Here is a 16592-nt window from a genome sequence, read left to right as displayed (position 1 = left end):
CCAGTCCTGACGTCACCCCAGCTGGTGAGAGGCGAGAGCTTCGAGAGCCTTCACGAGGCTGGAGTGATCCTGTTCGCGATCGCAGGCGCTCATCAATTCCTGCGCCGTCGCGGTATTGGGCAGCGCGACCCCCAGCGCCTTCGCGCTGTCCAGCGCAAGCGTCAGGTCCTTCTGATGCAGCTTCAGCCGGAACCCCGGCGTGAAGCTCCGCTTGATCATGCGTTCGCCATGCACCTCAAGCACCCGGCTGGCGGCAAATCCCCCCATCAGGGCCTGCCGCACCCTGGCCGGATCGCAGCCCGCCTTGGACGCGAAGACCAGGGCTTCCGACACGGCCTCGATGTTCAGGGCCACGATGATCTGGTTCGCCAGCTTGCAGGTCTGGCCAGCGCCCGTCGCGCCCACCAGGGTGATGTTCTTCCCCATGGTCTGGAACAGCGGCAGCGCCCGGTCGAAATCGGCCTCCTCGCCCCCGACCATGATGGTCAGCGTGGCGTTCTCGGCTCCGACCTGTCCGCCGGACACCGGCGCATCGAGATAGGCAGCACCCTTTTCCGCCACCGCTTCGGCGAAACGGCGCGTGGCGATCGGGCTGATCGTGCTCATGTCGATCACCAGGCTTCCCGGCCGAAGACTTGCGAGAACCCCTTTCTCGCCCAGAAGGACCCGTTCCACATCCGGCGTATCGGGCAGCATCAGGATGACGATCTCCGAAGCTTCCGCCACATCTGCCGGGGCTGGCAGCACCCGTGCCGCAAGCCCTTCAGGAAGGGGGGAGCGGTTGAGTGTCGTCGCGATCTGATGCCCTGCGTTTGCAAGATGCCGGGCCATGGGCGATCCCATCACACCCAACCCGATAAAGCCGATCTTCATCTGTCCTCCGCTTGCGAGCGATAATTATATGATGTATGACAACTGATAAGCCAAGAGGAGCGATCATGCAAGAACGAGAAAATGTCCTGAAGCCGATGATCGCAGAAGGTCGGGCCGCCATTGGCCTCTGGTGCTCGCTCGGCTCCGCCTTGACGACCGAGATCGTGGCCGGATCGGGCGCCGACTGGATCCTGATCGACGGCGAGCATAGCCCGAACGATCTGCGATCCATCGTGGCGCAGCTTCAGGCCGCAGCGGCCTTCCGTTGCGAGGCTGCCGTGCGCCTGCCCTCGGACGACGCAAACCTCATCAAGCAGTTCATGGACGGTGGCGCCCGCAGTCTGATGATTCCCAACGTGAAGACCGCCGATCAGGCCCGTGCCATCGTGTCCGCGATGACCTATGCCCCGGGCGGCATCCGCGGCTTCTCCGTCGGCCATCGGGCGAACGGCTTTGGCCGGATCAAGGGCTACCACGCAAATGCCCGGAAAGAGCAGCTTCTGGCCGCCCAGATCGAATGTGCGACCGGGGTGGCCAATGCAGCCGACATTGCAGCTGTCGAGGGCGTCGATGTTCTGTTCGTCGGACCGGGCGATCTTTCGACCAATCTGGGTGCGATGGGCAATCCCTCGGCTCCGCATGTGCAGGAGGCCATAGCTTCCGTCCTTGCTGCCGCGAAGGCGGCAGGCAAGGCTGCGGGCATCCTTGCCCCCAATCCGGTGGATGCAGACCGCTACCTTGCGGCAGGCTTCACGATGGTGGCTGTGGGCTCCGACCTGGGCCTCCTGGCGCGTGGCACAGACGACCTGATCGAGCGGTTCAGCGCACCGGCTTGACGATCGGTGTTACCTGCAAAAGGTCGACAAAATGCCCAAACTCACCGAGACGTTTGTCAGCAAGCTTCCGCTCGCAAAAGAGGGCAGGGTGAAGCTCTGGGACCCGGAGATCCGGGGCTTGGCTATCTTCTTCGGGAAGGCCTCCAAGACCTGGTACTTCCAGAAGGATATGGGCGGTCGGACTCGGCGCGTGATGATCGGACGCTATCTGGCAATCTCTGCTTCTGCAGCCCGGGAAACGGCGCTGGAGTTCATGCCCGAATGGGGCAGGGGGCCGGCAAGGCGATCCAGATCGGTGCTCCAACCCTAGGCAGGGCGCTGGATGCCTATCTGGCGCGACCGAAGCTCAGATCGGAGGTGCACAAGAGTGTCCTGCGGCAGCAATTCGGGTTGCACCTCAAGGACTGGCTGAAGCTGCCGCTGACTGAGATCTCCAAGGCTAAGGTGGCGGTGGCATTGCGACTGCCTATCACCTGACTGGTGTTGATTTTCAGTTCTCTCAGCGCCGCACGTAACTGGCCCATTCCTGACATTCGGCCCTGGAACTTTCTGCAACGCAGCATTCCGCGAAGCAGAAGCTCGACTGGTGCGCAGCGGAAGCGGGAACTGCATGGTCAGCTTGCTATCGCAGCACAAGAGCTCTTGTGGCTGCGGCATGCCCCTACTGAGGGGCAGCAGACAAACTGCTGCCTCGAGAAACGTCTTTTCGGGGGCCGGTTCGCAGCGTGGCACTGTGCCAAACCCTTGGTCATCCGTCCCGCCGGTGATCAATACCAGCTCGGCAGCCGGAAGCGGGCGGTCGTGTAGGGCTCCGGTGCGATGATCTCGTGTTCCTGTCCGGATTTCTGGATCTGGTAGAACAAGTGCGGCATCCCCAGCGAGGGATCGTTGGTATAGTCGGGGTAGGGGATCGCCGCCTGCCAGCCGGGGTGGTAGTTGATCGTGCCTACCACGCTGCGGAACGGGACCGATCGCAGGACGGCCGCGACCTTGCGGTTCTGCTCGGCCGGATCATAGGGGCCGCCCGTCCCGCCCGCGATCGCCGCCGCCATCGCATAGTGATGAACCGCGCTATACGTGACGCAGCCGACCTCGGGGGTGGAAGCATCGCCGAAGGCGGCAGCGTAGCGCTCGGCGAAGGCCCGGCCGATCCGGTCGGCCAGAAGCCCGATCACCGTGCCGACGATCACCCCCTCGGCATGGTCGCCGGCGATGTCGGTGAAGCTGCGATGGACCCCGCCGTATTGCATGTATACCAGGCAGCGGAACGGATCGTCCAGGAACTGCTTGTGGAAATGCGCCAGGTCGCTGGCGTAGAAATGGGTGTTTACCAGCACGGCCGGCTTGCAGGCCCGGGCCTTCTCCAGCGCAGCTCGCCAGTCCCGCGTCGGGGTCTCGACGATTTCGGGGCCGAAGGCGACCTCCCAGCCGAATTCCCGCGCGACCGATTGCATAGCCCGGGCGATAACGATGCTGTATGGGCGCGAGCCCGAGATGATCGCCAGCCGGTTCGATTCCGGCCGCCACTGGCCGCTGTCGCGCAGCCAGGAGATGAACTTGATGAAGCCCTGACCGTACCAGTAGTCGGCCGGGTTGCCCATGAAACAGCCGAAATAACGGTCGGGGTCGCTGGCGATGGTGTCGTGGTGCTGGATCAGGGTGTTGGAATGGATGTAGATCAGCCCGGCATCGGCCACCACCTCGTATTCCGAATTGTGCGAGCCCATGTTGTAGCCGTTGATGATGGCATGGACGCCATGCTCGTCGACCAGCCGCTGCGCGGCGACCGAGACGGCGACGGCGCTCTGGTCGCCGGAATCAACGCAGACCAAGCTGACCGGCCGACCGTTGATGCCGCCGCGGGAATTGATCTCGTGGATGGCGAGTTCGGCGCCGTTGCGGAATTCGGTCGCGTCGCTCATCGTGGCGGCGCGGAAGGGAAGCATGCTGCCGATCTTGATGCTGCTCATGGCGGGCTCTCTCTCGGGGCGATGCCGCGGTCAGGGTTTTCATAGAGCAGGTGGTGCATCACCGAGCGCAGCCGCGCCGGGCTGACCGGTTTGATCAGAAGCGGCACCCCGCCCGCGCGGATCGCGGTCAGCAACTCGGGATCGGTGTCGGCGGTGCAGACGATGCCCGGTACCTTGGCCCCCAGTTCCTGGTGCACCTGTGTCAGGATCTGCGTGCCGGTCTTGCCGTTCGGGAAGCTGTAGTCGACCAGGATGAGGTCTGGCCGGAAGCCTTGGGCGCGGAGCATGGAAACCGCCCCGTCGCCGTCGCGCGCGGCCAGCACAGTGACGCCCCAGCGGGCCAGCATCCCCTCCAGTGCGGCGCGGAAATCGTCGTTGTCCTCGATCACCAGCGCTGAGGCGCCGAAGAACTCGCCGGCCAGCCTTTCGCTGATCTCACGTTCGCCCACGCGGCTTTGCCAGATGTTGCCCACCGGCACCTCGACCGAGAACATCGTGCCCCGCCCCAGCCGTGAGGCCACGCGCAGATTATGCGACAAGAGGTCGGCGATGCGCTGCGCGATGTTCAGCCCCAGACCCAGGCCGCGCTGCCGGGCCGAGGGGCTTCCGTGAACCTGGTGGAACTCCTCGAAGATCTTCTTGTGCTGGTCTTCCGGGATACCGCAGCCGGTATCCCAGACCTGGATCTCCTTGTGTGCGCCGCGATTGCGCAGCCCGACCAGAATGCCACCCCTGTCGGTGAAGCGGATGGCGTTCGAGATGAAGTTGCCCAGGATGCGCTCCAGAAGCACGCGGTCGGTCTCCAGCGTGGCGGCGCTGTCCATCACTCGCAGCGTCAGGCCCTTCTGCTCGGCGATGGGGGTGAACTCGCGCCGCAGCCGTTCCAGCATCTGCGAGGCCTGGAAATGGTGGCGCTGCACCGCGATGCGGCCGGCGTCCAGCTGGCCGACCTGCAGGAGCAGCCCGAGGATCTCGTCCATGACCGACACAGCCACATCCATCGACCGCACCAGATCGCGCAGCTCGGCCTCGCTTTTGCTTTCGATGCCGCTGTAAACAAGGATCTTCAGTGTTGCGAGGGGCTGGCGCAGGTCGTGGCTGGCGGCGCTCAGGAAGCGGCTTTTCTTGTCGTTGGCATCCTCGGCCAAGCGCTTGGCTTCGCGGAGCGCGCGCTCGGCGTTTCGGGCGCGGGTCACGTCCTGCACGGTCATCAGAACCATGCCCTCCATCGCGCGCCAGGCCACGTCCACCGACTGGCCGTTGGACAGCAGCCATTCGCCCGGTCGCTCGCGGGTTCGGTCGGCCAACACCCGGGCCACCCAGTCGGCGGCGGCCCCCTCGGCCAAGTCGACCTCGCGCGAGGCGGCGAGGGCGGCTAGGAAATCGTGCAGCGGCCGGCCTTTGGGGCAGGCGACCCCCAGGCCCGCAGCGAGCTGGTCGAAGCGGCTGTTGGCGAAGGCCAGCCGCCCCTCGCGGTCCCAGCAGGCGACGGCTTGGTCCATGGCCTCGACCGCTAGCCGCGGCCAGTCGGAGCGGCTGTCGCCGGCAGGAAGGCCGCGGCCCGACACGTCGTGCGCGAAGCCGGTAATGCGGAAGAGCCCGTCCTCGGATCGCTCGCAACTGGAACTGTCGTGCAGGAAGCCCTCCGGCACCTGGTCGCTGGACACGGCGAAGCGGGCCTCGGAACCGCCCGTTTTCAGCAGCCGCGCGATATGGTGCTGCACCGAGGCCGGGTTGGCAAAGGCGGGGTGGCCGGCAAGCGCATCGCGGATCGGCATGAGGTCGCCGAACCGGCCGGCCGCGCCGCAGGCCCAGTCGAGCCAGAGATCCCGCCCATCCGACAGCACCGCATAGCCCAGGCTCTGCGATGCCCGGGCGGCCAGTTCCGCAAGGCCCGGCGTGTTCCCTTTCGGCGCAATGGCCCGCCAGCGGAACGTCACTCCAGCCGCCCCCGGGTCGCCGCGCCGGCGCTGCGCGCGGCCTCTTCTTTGCCGATCTTCAGCGAGATGTTGCGCAGATGCACCCGCACCGTGTTGGTGCTGAGCCCCAGCCGCTCGGCGAGCTCGGCATTGCTGTGTCCGGCGGCGTGCAACTGGTGCACCTCGGCCTCGCGAGGGGTTAACTGCGCCTCGGCCTGCGCCGCAGCCTCGCTGTTTGCCGGTCCGGGCAGCGGGCCGCGGTCGGATTTCTGCAATATGCTGCGCGGAAAGGACACCTCGCCGTTGATCACCAGCGTCAGTGCGCGCAACACCTCCGGCCCTTCGGCGCTTTTGGGGATATAGCCGATCACGCCTTCCTCGATGGCGCGGATCACGTAGTCGCGTTCCTCATGGACCGACACCACGGCGATCGGGATGTCGGGATAGGTGGAGCGCAGCATCCTCAGACCAGTGAACTCGGTGAAGCCGGGCATCACCAGATCGACCAGCATCAGCGCGGTGTCCGGGTTCTTGCGCAGAAGTTCCAGCGCCTCGTCGAAATCGGCGGCCTCCAGCACCTCGACATGCGGGCCCACGCTGCGCATGGCGTGCTTGAGCGAGTCGCGCACGATCCAGTGGTCGTCGGCAAGCAAGACCTTCATTGCGGCGGCCTCGTGTAGGTGCAGTCTCTCATCAGTCGAACCCCGAAATCGTGCAGGTTGGCTCCTTTGTTGATATCTAAACGCTATCTAATCATCACGCAAACGTAATCTGTCGCAAACGGATCCTGATCCCGTCCGTTCACAGGCGGTGCATGGGTGTGAAGCCCGCGAGACAGCGGCTGGTCGTGGCGGCGAGTAGTTGATTTGCCATGGGATATGCCGGGTATCTTCAAGAATTAGCTCGCATATACAGCCAGTTGAGTCGATGTCACGTCCTGCAATGTGCCAAGGCGCGGATTGTCCCCGCGCCCAGAGGACGATAGGCGGCGCAGATTCGCTTTGCGGAGTGACGTAGGAGCGGCAGGTCGGAAGCTCTATCGGCTAAGCGCCTGATTCGCCCTGATCATTTATTGTTGACTAGTGTGTGACTAGTCGTGCTACTAATCGGCTAATCAAAATAATATAACTGGGAGTAAAGACCATGACCGGAATGACCAGACGTATGCTTCTTCAGACGGCCGGCGCGGCCGGTGTGCTGTCCTTGACGGGCCTGCCGGCACGGGCCGAGGGGGGCACGATCCGAATCGGCGTGTTGCAGCCGCAACAGGGCGATTGCGCGCAATGGGGCATCCCGATCACCCGTGCGGTCGAGATGTGGGCCGAGGAGATGAACGGCTCCGAAGGGTTCAAGGCCGGCGATGGCAACACCTACAAGCTGCAGGTAAGCTCCTACGACAACAACTGCTATGCCGCGGGCGACGAGTTGAAAGCCGCTCGCCGCGCCATCCTCGACGACGGTTGCACCTTCCTTCTGCAGACCTACACGCCGTCCGCCCGCCAGGCCATCGGCCCGCTGACCAATGAAAGCAAGGTGCTCGTCACCTCTTACGGTGCGGGTTTCATCGGGGCTGACTTCCCCTATCTCCTGGGTGCGCAGACCGGCCAACCGATGGGCAACATGCTGACCATTAGCCATATCATCGAGCGCCACCCGGACGCGAAGAAGGTGGCCATCATCACCGGCGATACCTCTTTTGCCAAGGCCGCGCGGGCCTACATCCAAGCGGGTTGCGCCGCCCATGCCGACCGTATCGAGATCGTTTACGATCAAAGCTATGGGGCGTCGGCAGCAAACGACATGCTGGGCCTCCTCGCACCCCTGGCCGACAGCGCTCCGGACATCGTCTACGAGATGGGCTTCTCGCCCGGCCCGAAAGCCGCGATGGTGGCAACGTTGGAACAGCTTGGCTTCACCGGCATCTACGGCTCGGAATCCTGGGAGGCCAACTTCCTGGAGCAGTCTGGCGTCCTTCAGGCCACCGCTGGGCGTCTGTTCAGCGGCCCGTCGGTCGACGCACAGGAACCCACCTTCAGCCCTCGGGCGCATGAATTCTACAAGGCTTACGTCGAGAAATACGGCGAGGCGGAATGGGCACCCTGGGCCTCGTCAACCTATGCTGCCGTCATGGCTTTCGAGGTCGCCTTCAAGGCCGCTCCCGCGATGGACGCGGAAACGGTCATGAAGACGCTTTACGCGATGGAGACGGTGGACCATCCCCTGTTCGGGCCGTCGAAATGGGGCGGGGCCGAGATTTTCGGGGTGAACCATCACCTCTACACGCCGCAGCCGGTCTATGGCGTCAGCGCAGAAGGTGCGGCGGTGATTGACGGTGTCGTCGACACTTTCGGTTGGTGGGAAAAGAACAAGGCTGCGGCCCTGCCGGTCCTGGCGGCAGGTGGTCAGGTCTACGCGGGCTAAGCCGCCAGTCACCAAACCATAAACCACACAGGTCGCGCCCGGAGGCGGGCGCGGCGCTGGTATCGGCTTGCACGCAATGGGGAAGAGACGGTGCAGATATTAGCCAACGCGATGTTCCTGACGACATTCTACCTGTCGTTCGCCATCGGTCTCAGTCTGATCTTCGGCGTGATGCGCGTGGTCAACTACGCCCACGGTGAGATCTTCATGATCGGCGGCTACAGCCTCTATCTGGTGACGGCCCTGTTCGCGGGAACTCTGGCAGGATTGCCGATGCTGGGGATCGCGATCCTCTGCGCCCTTGTGGCCGGGGGCATCCTAGGCGCGCTGATCTTCTGGGGCCTCATCACCCCGCTGCGCGAACAGCCATTCTCAATCTTCATGGCGACCCTGGCGCTCTCTTATGTGCTGCAGGTTGCGGTGATCGAGGCGTTCGGACCCGTCGGCCGGACGATACCCCCGCTGGTTCCGGGAATTTTCCGCGAGGCGGGGATGATCCTGCCGACGCAACGTCTGGTCGTCGTCGGGCTGACGCTCATCACCATCATCGGGCTCTGGGCCTTTCTCACCCATTCGCGGCTGGGCCGGGCAATTCGCGCCACCGCGCAGAACAGCGTCGGCGCGCGGTTGCAGGGTGTCAGCATCGGCAGGATCGGGCTTGTCACCATCATCATTGGCAGCGCGCTGTCGGCGGCCTCGGGCGTGCTGATGGGCAGCATCATGAACATCAATCCCTTCATGGGTGGCGAGGCAATCTGGCGGGCCTTCATCGTGATCATCGTCGGCGGCATCGGAAGCCTGCCGGGCGCGGCACTGGCCGCGGCGCTGTTCGGCACGCTTGACTCGTTGCTGACCGCCTTCGGCCACGGCCAGTATGTCGCCTTGGTCGATGCGGTGATCATGCTGGCGATCCTTTCCTTCCTGCCCAATGGCATGATGGGGGCGCGGCAGTGAGCAACACGTCCCTCAATCCGGATCTGACCTTGGCCAATTCCGCGGCCGCGCGGCGCAAGAGCCCCGTGCAACCGGCTGAGCTTGCGGGCCTTCTGGCGGCGGCGGCGCTTCTGGTGGTAGCCTTCCGCTTCTCCAGCATCTACCTTGGCCAGGTCCTGATCCTGTTTCTGATCAACGCCATGCTGGTGATGAGCTTCCGGCTTATCACCACAATGGGCGGCTGGTCCTTTGCCCATGTCGCCTTCGCCGCGATCGGTGCCTATTCGATGGCACTGCTGACCACCGGGCAGGGTTGGCCGTTCTGGCCCACATTGCTGGTCGGCACCCTGGCCTCGGGTGTGCTGGCGCTGGCGCTGGCCTATCCGGTGCTGCGCACGCGGGAATACAACTTCTTTCTGGCGACTTTCGCCGCCAGCGCCGCGATTCAGCAAAGCCTGATCCAATTCTCGGACATCACCGGGGGGCAAAACGGCATCGCCTTCATCCCGCGCCCTACGCCGCTGTTCGGCATAGACTTCGTCACAACGGGCGGGTTTTTCGGCCTGGTCCTGGTGGTCGCGCTTCTGGTCACGCTGATCCTGCTGGCAATCGACCGCTCACACATCGGCAAGACGATCAAGGCGGTGGCCGAGAACGAACAGCTGTCGGAAACGCTGGGCGTCCACACCTGGGGCTATCGTACGCTGGCTTTCGTGATCGGCTCGTCCATCGCGGGGGCGGCGGGGGTGCTTCTGGGGAACTTCAACGGCATCGTAAACCCCGGCGACTTCGGCCCGGCCTTCATGTTCAAGATCGTCGCGGCAGCCATCGTCGGTGGCACCCGCACCTTCACCGGGCCGCTGCTGGGTCTGATCATGCTGACGTTGCTGGAAGAGCTGTTCCGCGGCGCGGCGCAATACATCCCGCTGCTCTGGGGCCTCAGCGTCATCGCCGCTCTCTTGTTCACCAAAGGCGGACTGGAAGTGGTGCTGGCAAAGGCTGTCGCCAAGCTGAAGGGGCCGCGCAATGCTTAGGGTCGACAACATCACCAGGAGCTTCGGCAAGCTGGTAGCAATCAAGGACGTCAGCCTGTCGGCGCGCGAAGGCGCGATCACTGGGCTGATCGGTCCGAACGGTTCCGGCAAGACCACGATGTTCAACCTGATCAGCGGCTTCCTGAAACCGAACGCCGGCCAAATCCTGTTCGATGGCAGGGACATCACTGGCAAGCGACCCAGCAGGATTGCCTCAATGGGGCTGGTGCGCACCTTCCAGCTGACCAGCATCTACCGTGACCGCTCCGTCTTTGAGAACGTGATGATGGGGCATCACATGGCCCGTCTGGGTGGTGTGCGTCACCACGCCCATTCGGTACTCGGTCAGGAGCCCATCCTGTTGAAAAGCGCCGAAGGCATCATCGACTTCATGGGGCTTGCAGCGGTTGCAAATACCCCGGCGCACCTTCTGCCCGGGGGAACGCAGCGGATGGTGTCCATCGCCACCGCGCTGGCAGCGCGTCCTGCGCTTCTGCTGCTGGACGAGCCTCTGGCCGGTCTGCACCCGGCGGAAAAGGCCAACGTCGCCCAAAGACTGATCGAACTGCGCAAACGCGGGCTGACCATGCTGCTTATCGAACATGACATGAAGTCGGTGATGTCGGTCTGCGACGAGGTTCACGTCATCAACTTCGGCGTCAAGATCGGCCAGGGCACTCCGAAGGAGATCACCGAAAACCCGGCTGTGGTCGAGGCCTATCTGGGGGCGGCGCACCATGCTTGAGGTTGAACACCTTCACGTTTCTTATGGCCATAGCGTTGCCGTAAACGGCTTTTCCATGCAGGCTGAGAGCGGTCAGATCACTGCGGTGATCGGCAGCAACGGTGCTGGCAAGACCACTCTGCTGAAGAGTATCTGTGGGCTGGTAAAGGTGCAGTCGGGCCGCATCGCCGCCTTCCATTCCGACATCCAGGGCCTGTCCACCGCCGAAATCGTCAGCCGTGGCATCTGTCTTGTACCCGAGGGGCGTGAGTTGTTCCCACGCATGACGGTGGCGGACAATCTGATGGTAGGGGCGTTCCTGCGTCGCGACAAGGCCGCCATCGCCCGCGATCTGGCCAAGGTCTACGGCTACTTCCCGGTGTTGGAGCGCAAGGCGAAGCTCCCCGCGCGCAGTCTGTCGGGTGGCGAGCAGCAGATGATAGCCTTTGGTCGGGCGCTCATGGCGGGGCCAAAGATCCTACTCCTTGACGAACCGTCCATCGGCTTGGCGCCCCTGGTGGAAATCCAGCTGATGCAAGCCCTGCGCCAGTTGACCGACGAGACCGGCATTGCCGTCATACTGGTCGAGCAGAATGCCCAGCTGGCATTGCAAGTGTCTGATCGTGCTTACGTCCTAGACCTGGGCACCAAGGCCTTGGAGGGCGCGGCAGCCGACCTGCTGACCGATCCCCGCGTCAAGCAGGCCTATCTCGGAATCTGAAATCGTTCACAGGCGTCCTGCTTGGGCGCCGATCAAGGAGGAGAAGACTATGTGGAGAGTTGGCGTCGACGTGGGGGGCACCTTCACCGACCTTTTCGCCTGGGAGGAAGGCACCGGCCAGCACCGCACGGCGAAGGTGCTAACCACCAAGCGTGACCGTTCGCAAGGGGTGATCGAGGCAGTGAAGCTGTCGGGGGTGCCCTTCGACCAGATCGGCTATTTCATGCACGGGACCACCACGGCGACCAACGCCCTCCTAGAGCGCAATTACCCCGATGCCGCCTTCATCACGTCGGAAGGTTTCCGCGACACGCTGGAAATTGGCCGGCAAAGCCGGGAGTTTCTCTACGACCCCTACCAGCAGAAGCCGAAGCCTCTGATCAAGCGCCGCCACCGCTTTACCGTTGGCGGTCGGATGTCGGCCAAGGGCGTCGAGCGTCGTCCACTCGACGAGGCCGGAGTCCTCGCCATAGCTGAAGAGATTGCGCGGCGAGGCATTCAGGCGGTGGGCATCGGCTTCATCAATTCCTACGCCAGCCCGGCGCATGAACAGCGCGCTCGCGAGATTGTAAAAGGGGTGCTTCCAAACGCGCATGTGGTGATCTCGGCCGAGACGCGGCCGGTCTTCCGCGAACATTCGCGCTTTGTCACCACGGCGATCCGCGCCTGCATGATGCCAGTGATGGCCACCTACTTCGATCGGCTGGACGAAGCACTGCGCGAAATGGGCTTCAAGGGATCGCTTTTGATCCTGAAGTCGAACGGCGGTGTGATGGGTGCGAAACTGGCCAAGGAACGTCCCGAGGAGCTGATCGAATCCGGCCCGGCAGGTGGCGTGTCCTATGCGGCATACCTGTCCGAGACGACTGGCCTGCAGAACATCATCCACACCGACGTCGGCGGCACCAGCTTTGATGCCTCGATTGTCGAAAACGGCACCGGTCTGATCACGCGAAAATATGAGCTGGAATGGGAAATGCCGGTCTCAGTGCCAATGCTGGACATCCATTCAGTCGGCGCGGGCGGCGGGTCCATCGGATGGATCGACAAGGGCGGATCGCTCCGGATGGGACCGCGCAGCGCGGGTTCCGAACCCGGTCCGGCCTGCTATGGCCGTGGCGGGACCGAGGCGACGATTACGGACGCCAACATGGTGCTGGGCCGCTTGCACCCGTCGCTCAGCGGCAAGTTCACGCTGGACAAAGCCGCGTCGGAAAAGGCGATCGACGCCCTGGCCGAACGCATCGGCCTCAGCCGTCTGGAAACGGCCGAGGGCATGATCCGCATTTCCTGCGAGACCATGGCCCAGGCGGTGAAGGGTGTCGTCACCGATCGTGCCCGCGACCCGCGCGACTATGTGCTGGCCAGCTTCGGCGGGGCAGGCCCGATGCACGCCTGCTTCGTGGCGCAGGCCATGGGCGTGCCAAAGGTGCTGATCCCCGCGCAGGCAGGCGTGGCCTCTGCCTTCGGGGCGACCACGATGGACCTCCGCCACGATGTTGAAACCTTCTTCTATTCGGAACTGGAGACGGTGGACATCGAGGCCCTGAAGAAGGCCTTCGCCGCCCTTGAAACGCGCGGGCTTGACCTTCTGGCCTCGGACGGAATGAAGGAAGGCGGTGCCACGATCACCCGCACACTGCAGATGCGCTATGTCGGCCAAACCTATGAAGTCGATGTCGACATGCCGACCGGCGAACTGACAGCCAAGAAGATCCCCGAGATCGCCGAGGCCTTCCACGCCGCTCACCACCGCGAATATGGTGTCAGCACGCGGGAGTTCCCTGTCGCCATCGTGGCCATCGGCATCTCAGCCGTGGGCAAGCTGCCGACAGCGCCCAAGTTCTCGTTCGACCTGGGCGGTGATGCCGTCAAGGGCGAAGCGCGCCGCAAGGTGTTCTTCAACGGCGAGTGGATCGAAACTGACGTTCTGCCCAGTGCCGTGCTGTCGGCGGGAAAATCCGTCCAAGGTCCCGCGATCATCGAATACCCCGACACCGTCGCCGTCCTGCCGCCCGGATCCCACGGGGAAATGGACAACTCGGGCAACCTGATCGTCACCCTGGCTGCATGAGCAAAGGAACCTGACAAATGAACGCAAACATCAAGCCGACCCAAGTGGACGCGGTCGACCCGATCACTTTCGAGGTACTCCGCAACGCCTTCGAACATGCCTGCAAGACCATGAGCTCGGTCATGCAGCGCACGTCCTTCTCGCCCATCCTGGCCGATATGCTGGACTTCTCGAACGCGATCTACGACGCCGATCTGCGGCTTCTGGCGCAGGCGGCGAACTGCCCGGTCCACCTGGCGGCGATGCAGGCCAGCGCTCTGGCCTCGACCGCCAAGTTCCCCATCAACAGCCTGCAACCCGGTGACGTGATCGCCCTGAACGATCCCTATCAGGGCGGCACCCACACCAACGACATCACATTCACCATGCCGATGTTCTACGAGGGCATCCTGATGGGCTTTGCGGTCAGCCGCGGGCACTGGATGGACTTGGGTGGCGGCGGCGCCGGCGGCCAGGGCTTCGGCACGCATATCGCCTCGGAAGGCCTGCGCCTGCCGCCGATCATGCTTTACCGCAACTACCGGATCAATGAGGAATACCTCGCGATCATCATGAACAACACGCGGACGCCGCATTACGTGAAGGGCGATCTCCAGGCCCATATCGCGGCGTTGCAAAATGCCGAGGCCGAGATCCAGCGCCTGGCCAAACGCTACGGCACCGACCTGGTGAAGGCCACCATGTCCGGCCTGATCGACTATACCGAGCGGCTGGTACGCAAGGCCATCGAGGAAATTCCCGATGGCGTCTACGAGGCGGAAGACTACGCGGATACCGACGGCTTCGTGATGGACACGGTGAAGATCAAGGTCCGGCTGACCATCAAGGGTTCGGACATCACGGTGGACTTCGAGGGCTCGGACGGGCCGGTCAAGGGCGCGATCAACTCGCCCTTCGCCAACACCGCCTCGGCCGCCTATTACTCGCTGCAGTTCTTCCTGGCGCCCGAGGCGCCGTCAAACTGGGGCATGTTCGCGCCGATCAATATCCTGATCCCGGACCAGTGCTGGCTGAACGCGAAATGGCCATCGCCCACCATCGCCTGCACCACGCTGGTCTCTTCCAAGGTGACCAGCGCCATCTGGCAGGCGCTGGCCAAGGCGATCCCCGAGCGGGTGACCGGATCGACCTTCTCCGAGGCCAACTGGTTCGTGGCGGCGACCACGGACCGGCAGGGCCGCACCAACGTGTTCTCGGACCTGCCTTCGGGCGGTTGGGGTGGCACGCCCTATGGCGACGGGATGAACGTCACGCAGGACCCGCTGGGCAACTGCATGAACATGCCAGCGGAATCGGCCGAGCTGTTCTACCCCATCGAATACGAGGCCTATGAGCTGCGCCCCGACTCCGCCGGGGCGGGCAAATTCCGCGGCGGGCTGGGTGCGGTTTTCAAGTGCCGATTCCTCTGCGACGGCGAGCTGTCGATGGAAACCTCGCGCACCCGCGCGGGCAGCCCGGGCGTCAATGGCGGTGGCGCCAGCATTCCGCAGCGCGCCAGCCATGTCGCTGCCGACGGCACGTCCAAGGTGATCGGCGGCATCAAGGAGAACGGCGCGTGGACCAATCCGCTGCTGGCCGGCTACCGCTTCGGCCATGACGAGCAGTTCGTGTTCGAAACCACCGGGGGAGGCGGCTGGGGCAACCCGATGACCCGTGATCCCGACATGGTGCTGGAGGACGTGCTTGACGAATACATCTCGCTCGAAAGCGCCGAGAGGCACTATGGCGTGGTGATTGATCGCGCGACGATGACGATCCGGCGCGAGGCGACAGCCGCCCTGCGCGCCAAGGCGGCCTGACGGCTGCTGGAGGTCCCCCGGCCGCTCCCGCCGGGGGATCCTTTTCCCTTCAGGAGAAACACATGCTGTCCGCGAATGCCCCAATCCCGCCTGCCTCCACCCAGTTGCGTCTGGTCGCGGCGGCCTGCCTGACCAATGTCGCCATGGGCGTTCTTTACGTCTGGAGCCTTTTCCTGCTGCCGATGGAGGCCTTCCTCCAGACCTCGCGGGCGGAACTCAGCCTGGTGCCGACGCTGGCGCTAGTGACCTTCACCCTGGGTATGTTCGTGCATGACGCGCTGTTACGGCGGATGGGGTTCCGGCTGTTTGCTGTGCTGGCCTTCGGGTTGGCTGGGGCCGGGCATCTCTTCTTCGCCCTGTCGGGGGGGGTTGCCGGGCTGGTCTTGGGCTATGGACTGGGCTTCGGCTTCGGCTCGGGACTGGGCTACGGCCTTGCGCTGGCACTGGTCATGCAACTGCCCGAGACGCGCCGCAGCCTGGCCATCGGGTTAGTGATGGCCGCCTTCGCTGTCAGCGGCGTTACGCTCTCCAGCCTTCTGGCGGGGCCGATACAGGCTGCCGACCCGCAGGACAGCTTTCTGGCGCTGGGCGGCGCCATCCTGGCCTTGGGGCTGGGGGTCCTGGCGTTGATGCCGGGAACGCTGCGTGCCGCCCAGGGCGGGGCAAAGGCCGCCGCCACCCCGCTGCGCCAGGATTTCACCGAGGCGCGTTTTCTCACGATCTTCGCCGTATTCTTCGCCATCTGTTTCAGCGGCCTGCTGATCGTTTCGCATTCCACCGGCATCGTCGCCGCCCGAGGTGCCGCGCCCTGGCTGATCGGCCTGACGCCGGGGGCCTTTACGCTGGGCTATGTGCTGGGGTCCTTCCTGGGCGGCAGGCTGGTCGAGGCGTTCTCGGGCCGGACAATGCTGATAGTCTCGAACCTGCTGGCGGGCGCTGGCCTTCTGGTGTTCTTCCTGCCTGCGTCGCCGGTGGTGCTTCTGGCCGCGCTGGCCATCGGCATGGTGTTCGGCGGCTCCGCCTCGCTGATGCCGGTGCTCATCGGCGAGCAGTTCGGTGCCGCCCGCGTGGGCGAGGTCTACGGCAAGCTGATGCTGGCCTATGGGCTGGCAGGGCTGATCGCGCCGTCGCTCTCGGGCAGGATTTTCGCCATGAGCGGAAGCTATGGCGCAGCGCTCGGCCTTGCGCTGGCGCTGTCAGCGGCCGGGCTGGTGCTTGGCCTGAGGCTGCGCCGGTCTGCCGCCGCCCTGGGCTGAGGCGGGGCAGGAGCCTTTAGGGCGCATCGCGG

At 64.2% G+C, this 16592-nt stretch carries 14 protein-coding genes; 10 read left to right on the top strand and 4 right to left on the bottom strand.

Annotated features, from left to right (window positions below; genetic code table 11):
- Window positions 1–12 precede the first annotated feature (12 nt).
- Window positions 13–873 carry a 2-hydroxy-3-oxopropionate reductase gene (locus V7Q39_RS02555; RefSeq protein ID WP_333814755.1) on the bottom strand — a complete coding sequence of 287 codons (861 nt, stop codon included), beginning with the start codon at window positions 871–873 and terminating at the stop codon, window positions 13–15.
- A gap of 65 nt (window positions 874–938) precedes the next feature.
- Here V7Q39_RS02555 and V7Q39_RS02550 point away from each other — a divergent pair, with 65 nt between their 5' ends.
- Both V7Q39_RS02550 and V7Q39_RS02545 read left to right on the top strand, forming a co-directional pair.
- Window positions 939–1709, top strand: a complete 771-nt coding sequence (locus V7Q39_RS02550) for an HpcH/HpaI aldolase family protein (protein WP_333814753.1) — start codon at window positions 939–941, stop codon at window positions 1707–1709.
- 31 nt (window positions 1710–1740) lie between these two features.
- Window positions 1741–2019 (top strand): Arm DNA-binding domain-containing protein, encoded by a 279-nt coding sequence (locus V7Q39_RS02545; protein ID WP_333814750.1) that lies wholly within the window; start codon window positions 1741–1743, stop codon window positions 2017–2019.
- A 457-nt stretch (window positions 2020–2476) separates the two neighbouring features.
- Here the strand turns inward: V7Q39_RS02545 and V7Q39_RS02540 are convergent, their stop codons facing one another.
- Genes V7Q39_RS02540 through V7Q39_RS02530 form a run of 3 tightly spaced genes read right to left on the bottom strand, consistent with a single transcriptional unit; the run spans window position 2477 to window position 6260 of the window.
- A complete protein-coding gene (locus tag V7Q39_RS02540; RefSeq protein WP_333814748.1) occupies window positions 2477–3679 on the bottom strand; it encodes an ABC transporter substrate-binding protein in 1203 nt (400 codons plus the stop codon).
- Window positions 3676–5619, bottom strand: coding sequence for an ATP-binding response regulator (locus V7Q39_RS02535; protein WP_333814746.1), 1944 nt, complete (start codon window positions 5617–5619; stop codon window positions 3676–3678). Before V7Q39_RS02535 ends, V7Q39_RS02540 begins: the two co-directional genes overlap by 4 nt.
- Window positions 5616–6260, bottom strand: a complete 645-nt coding sequence (locus V7Q39_RS02530) for a response regulator transcription factor (RefSeq protein ID WP_333814742.1) — start codon at window positions 6258–6260, stop codon at window positions 5616–5618. Before V7Q39_RS02530 ends, V7Q39_RS02535 begins: the two co-directional genes overlap by 4 nt.
- 490 nt (window positions 6261–6750) lie before the next feature.
- On the opposite strand from V7Q39_RS02530, the gene V7Q39_RS02525 reads away from it, so the two are divergent.
- The 8 genes from V7Q39_RS02525 (at window position 6751) to V7Q39_RS02490 (ending at window position 16560) form a co-directional block, all read left to right on the top strand.
- Window positions 6751–8019 (top strand): ABC transporter substrate-binding protein, encoded by a 1269-nt coding sequence (locus tag V7Q39_RS02525; protein WP_333814740.1) that lies wholly within the window; start codon window positions 6751–6753, stop codon window positions 8017–8019.
- 90 nt (window positions 8020–8109) lie between these two features.
- Window positions 8110–8973, top strand: a complete 864-nt coding sequence (locus V7Q39_RS02520) for a branched-chain amino acid ABC transporter permease (RefSeq protein WP_333814738.1) — start codon at window positions 8110–8112, stop codon at window positions 8971–8973.
- A gap of 29 nt (window positions 8974–9002) precedes the next feature.
- A complete protein-coding gene (locus V7Q39_RS02515) occupies window positions 9003–9986 on the top strand; it encodes a branched-chain amino acid ABC transporter permease (protein ID WP_333814736.1) in 984 nt (327 codons plus the stop codon).
- Window positions 9979–10731 carry an ABC transporter ATP-binding protein gene (locus tag V7Q39_RS02510; RefSeq protein WP_333814735.1) on the top strand — a complete coding sequence of 251 codons (753 nt, stop codon included), beginning with the start codon at window positions 9979–9981 and terminating at the stop codon, window positions 10729–10731. Before V7Q39_RS02515 ends, V7Q39_RS02510 begins: the two co-directional genes overlap by 8 nt.
- Entirely contained in the window at window positions 10724–11431 is a 708-nt protein-coding gene (locus tag V7Q39_RS02505) for an ABC transporter ATP-binding protein (RefSeq protein ID WP_333814733.1), read from the top strand. The genes V7Q39_RS02510 and V7Q39_RS02505 overlap by 8 nt, the downstream gene beginning before the upstream one ends.
- A 49-nt stretch (window positions 11432–11480) precedes the next feature.
- Entirely contained in the window at window positions 11481–13505 is a 2025-nt protein-coding gene (locus tag V7Q39_RS02500; RefSeq protein WP_333814731.1) for a hydantoinase/oxoprolinase family protein, read from the top strand.
- A gap of 17 nt (window positions 13506–13522) precedes the next feature.
- Window positions 13523–15304: a hydantoinase B/oxoprolinase family protein gene (locus tag V7Q39_RS02495; protein ID WP_333814729.1), complete on the top strand. Its 1782-nt coding sequence runs from the start codon at window positions 13523–13525 to the stop codon at window positions 15302–15304.
- 62 nt (window positions 15305–15366) lie between these two features.
- Entirely contained in the window at window positions 15367–16560 is a 1194-nt protein-coding gene (locus V7Q39_RS02490; protein ID WP_333814727.1) for an MFS transporter, read from the top strand.
- The last annotated feature ends 32 nt before the right edge of the window (window positions 16561–16592 follow it).

The sequence above is a fragment of the Tabrizicola sp. genome (assembly GCF_036781545.1).
In the GTDB taxonomy this organism is placed as follows: Bacteria; Pseudomonadota; Alphaproteobacteria; order Rhodobacterales; family Rhodobacteraceae; genus Tabrizicola.
The sequence above is the reverse complement of the archived record's forward strand: the minus strand, read 5'-3'. Positions and strand labels throughout refer to the sequence as shown.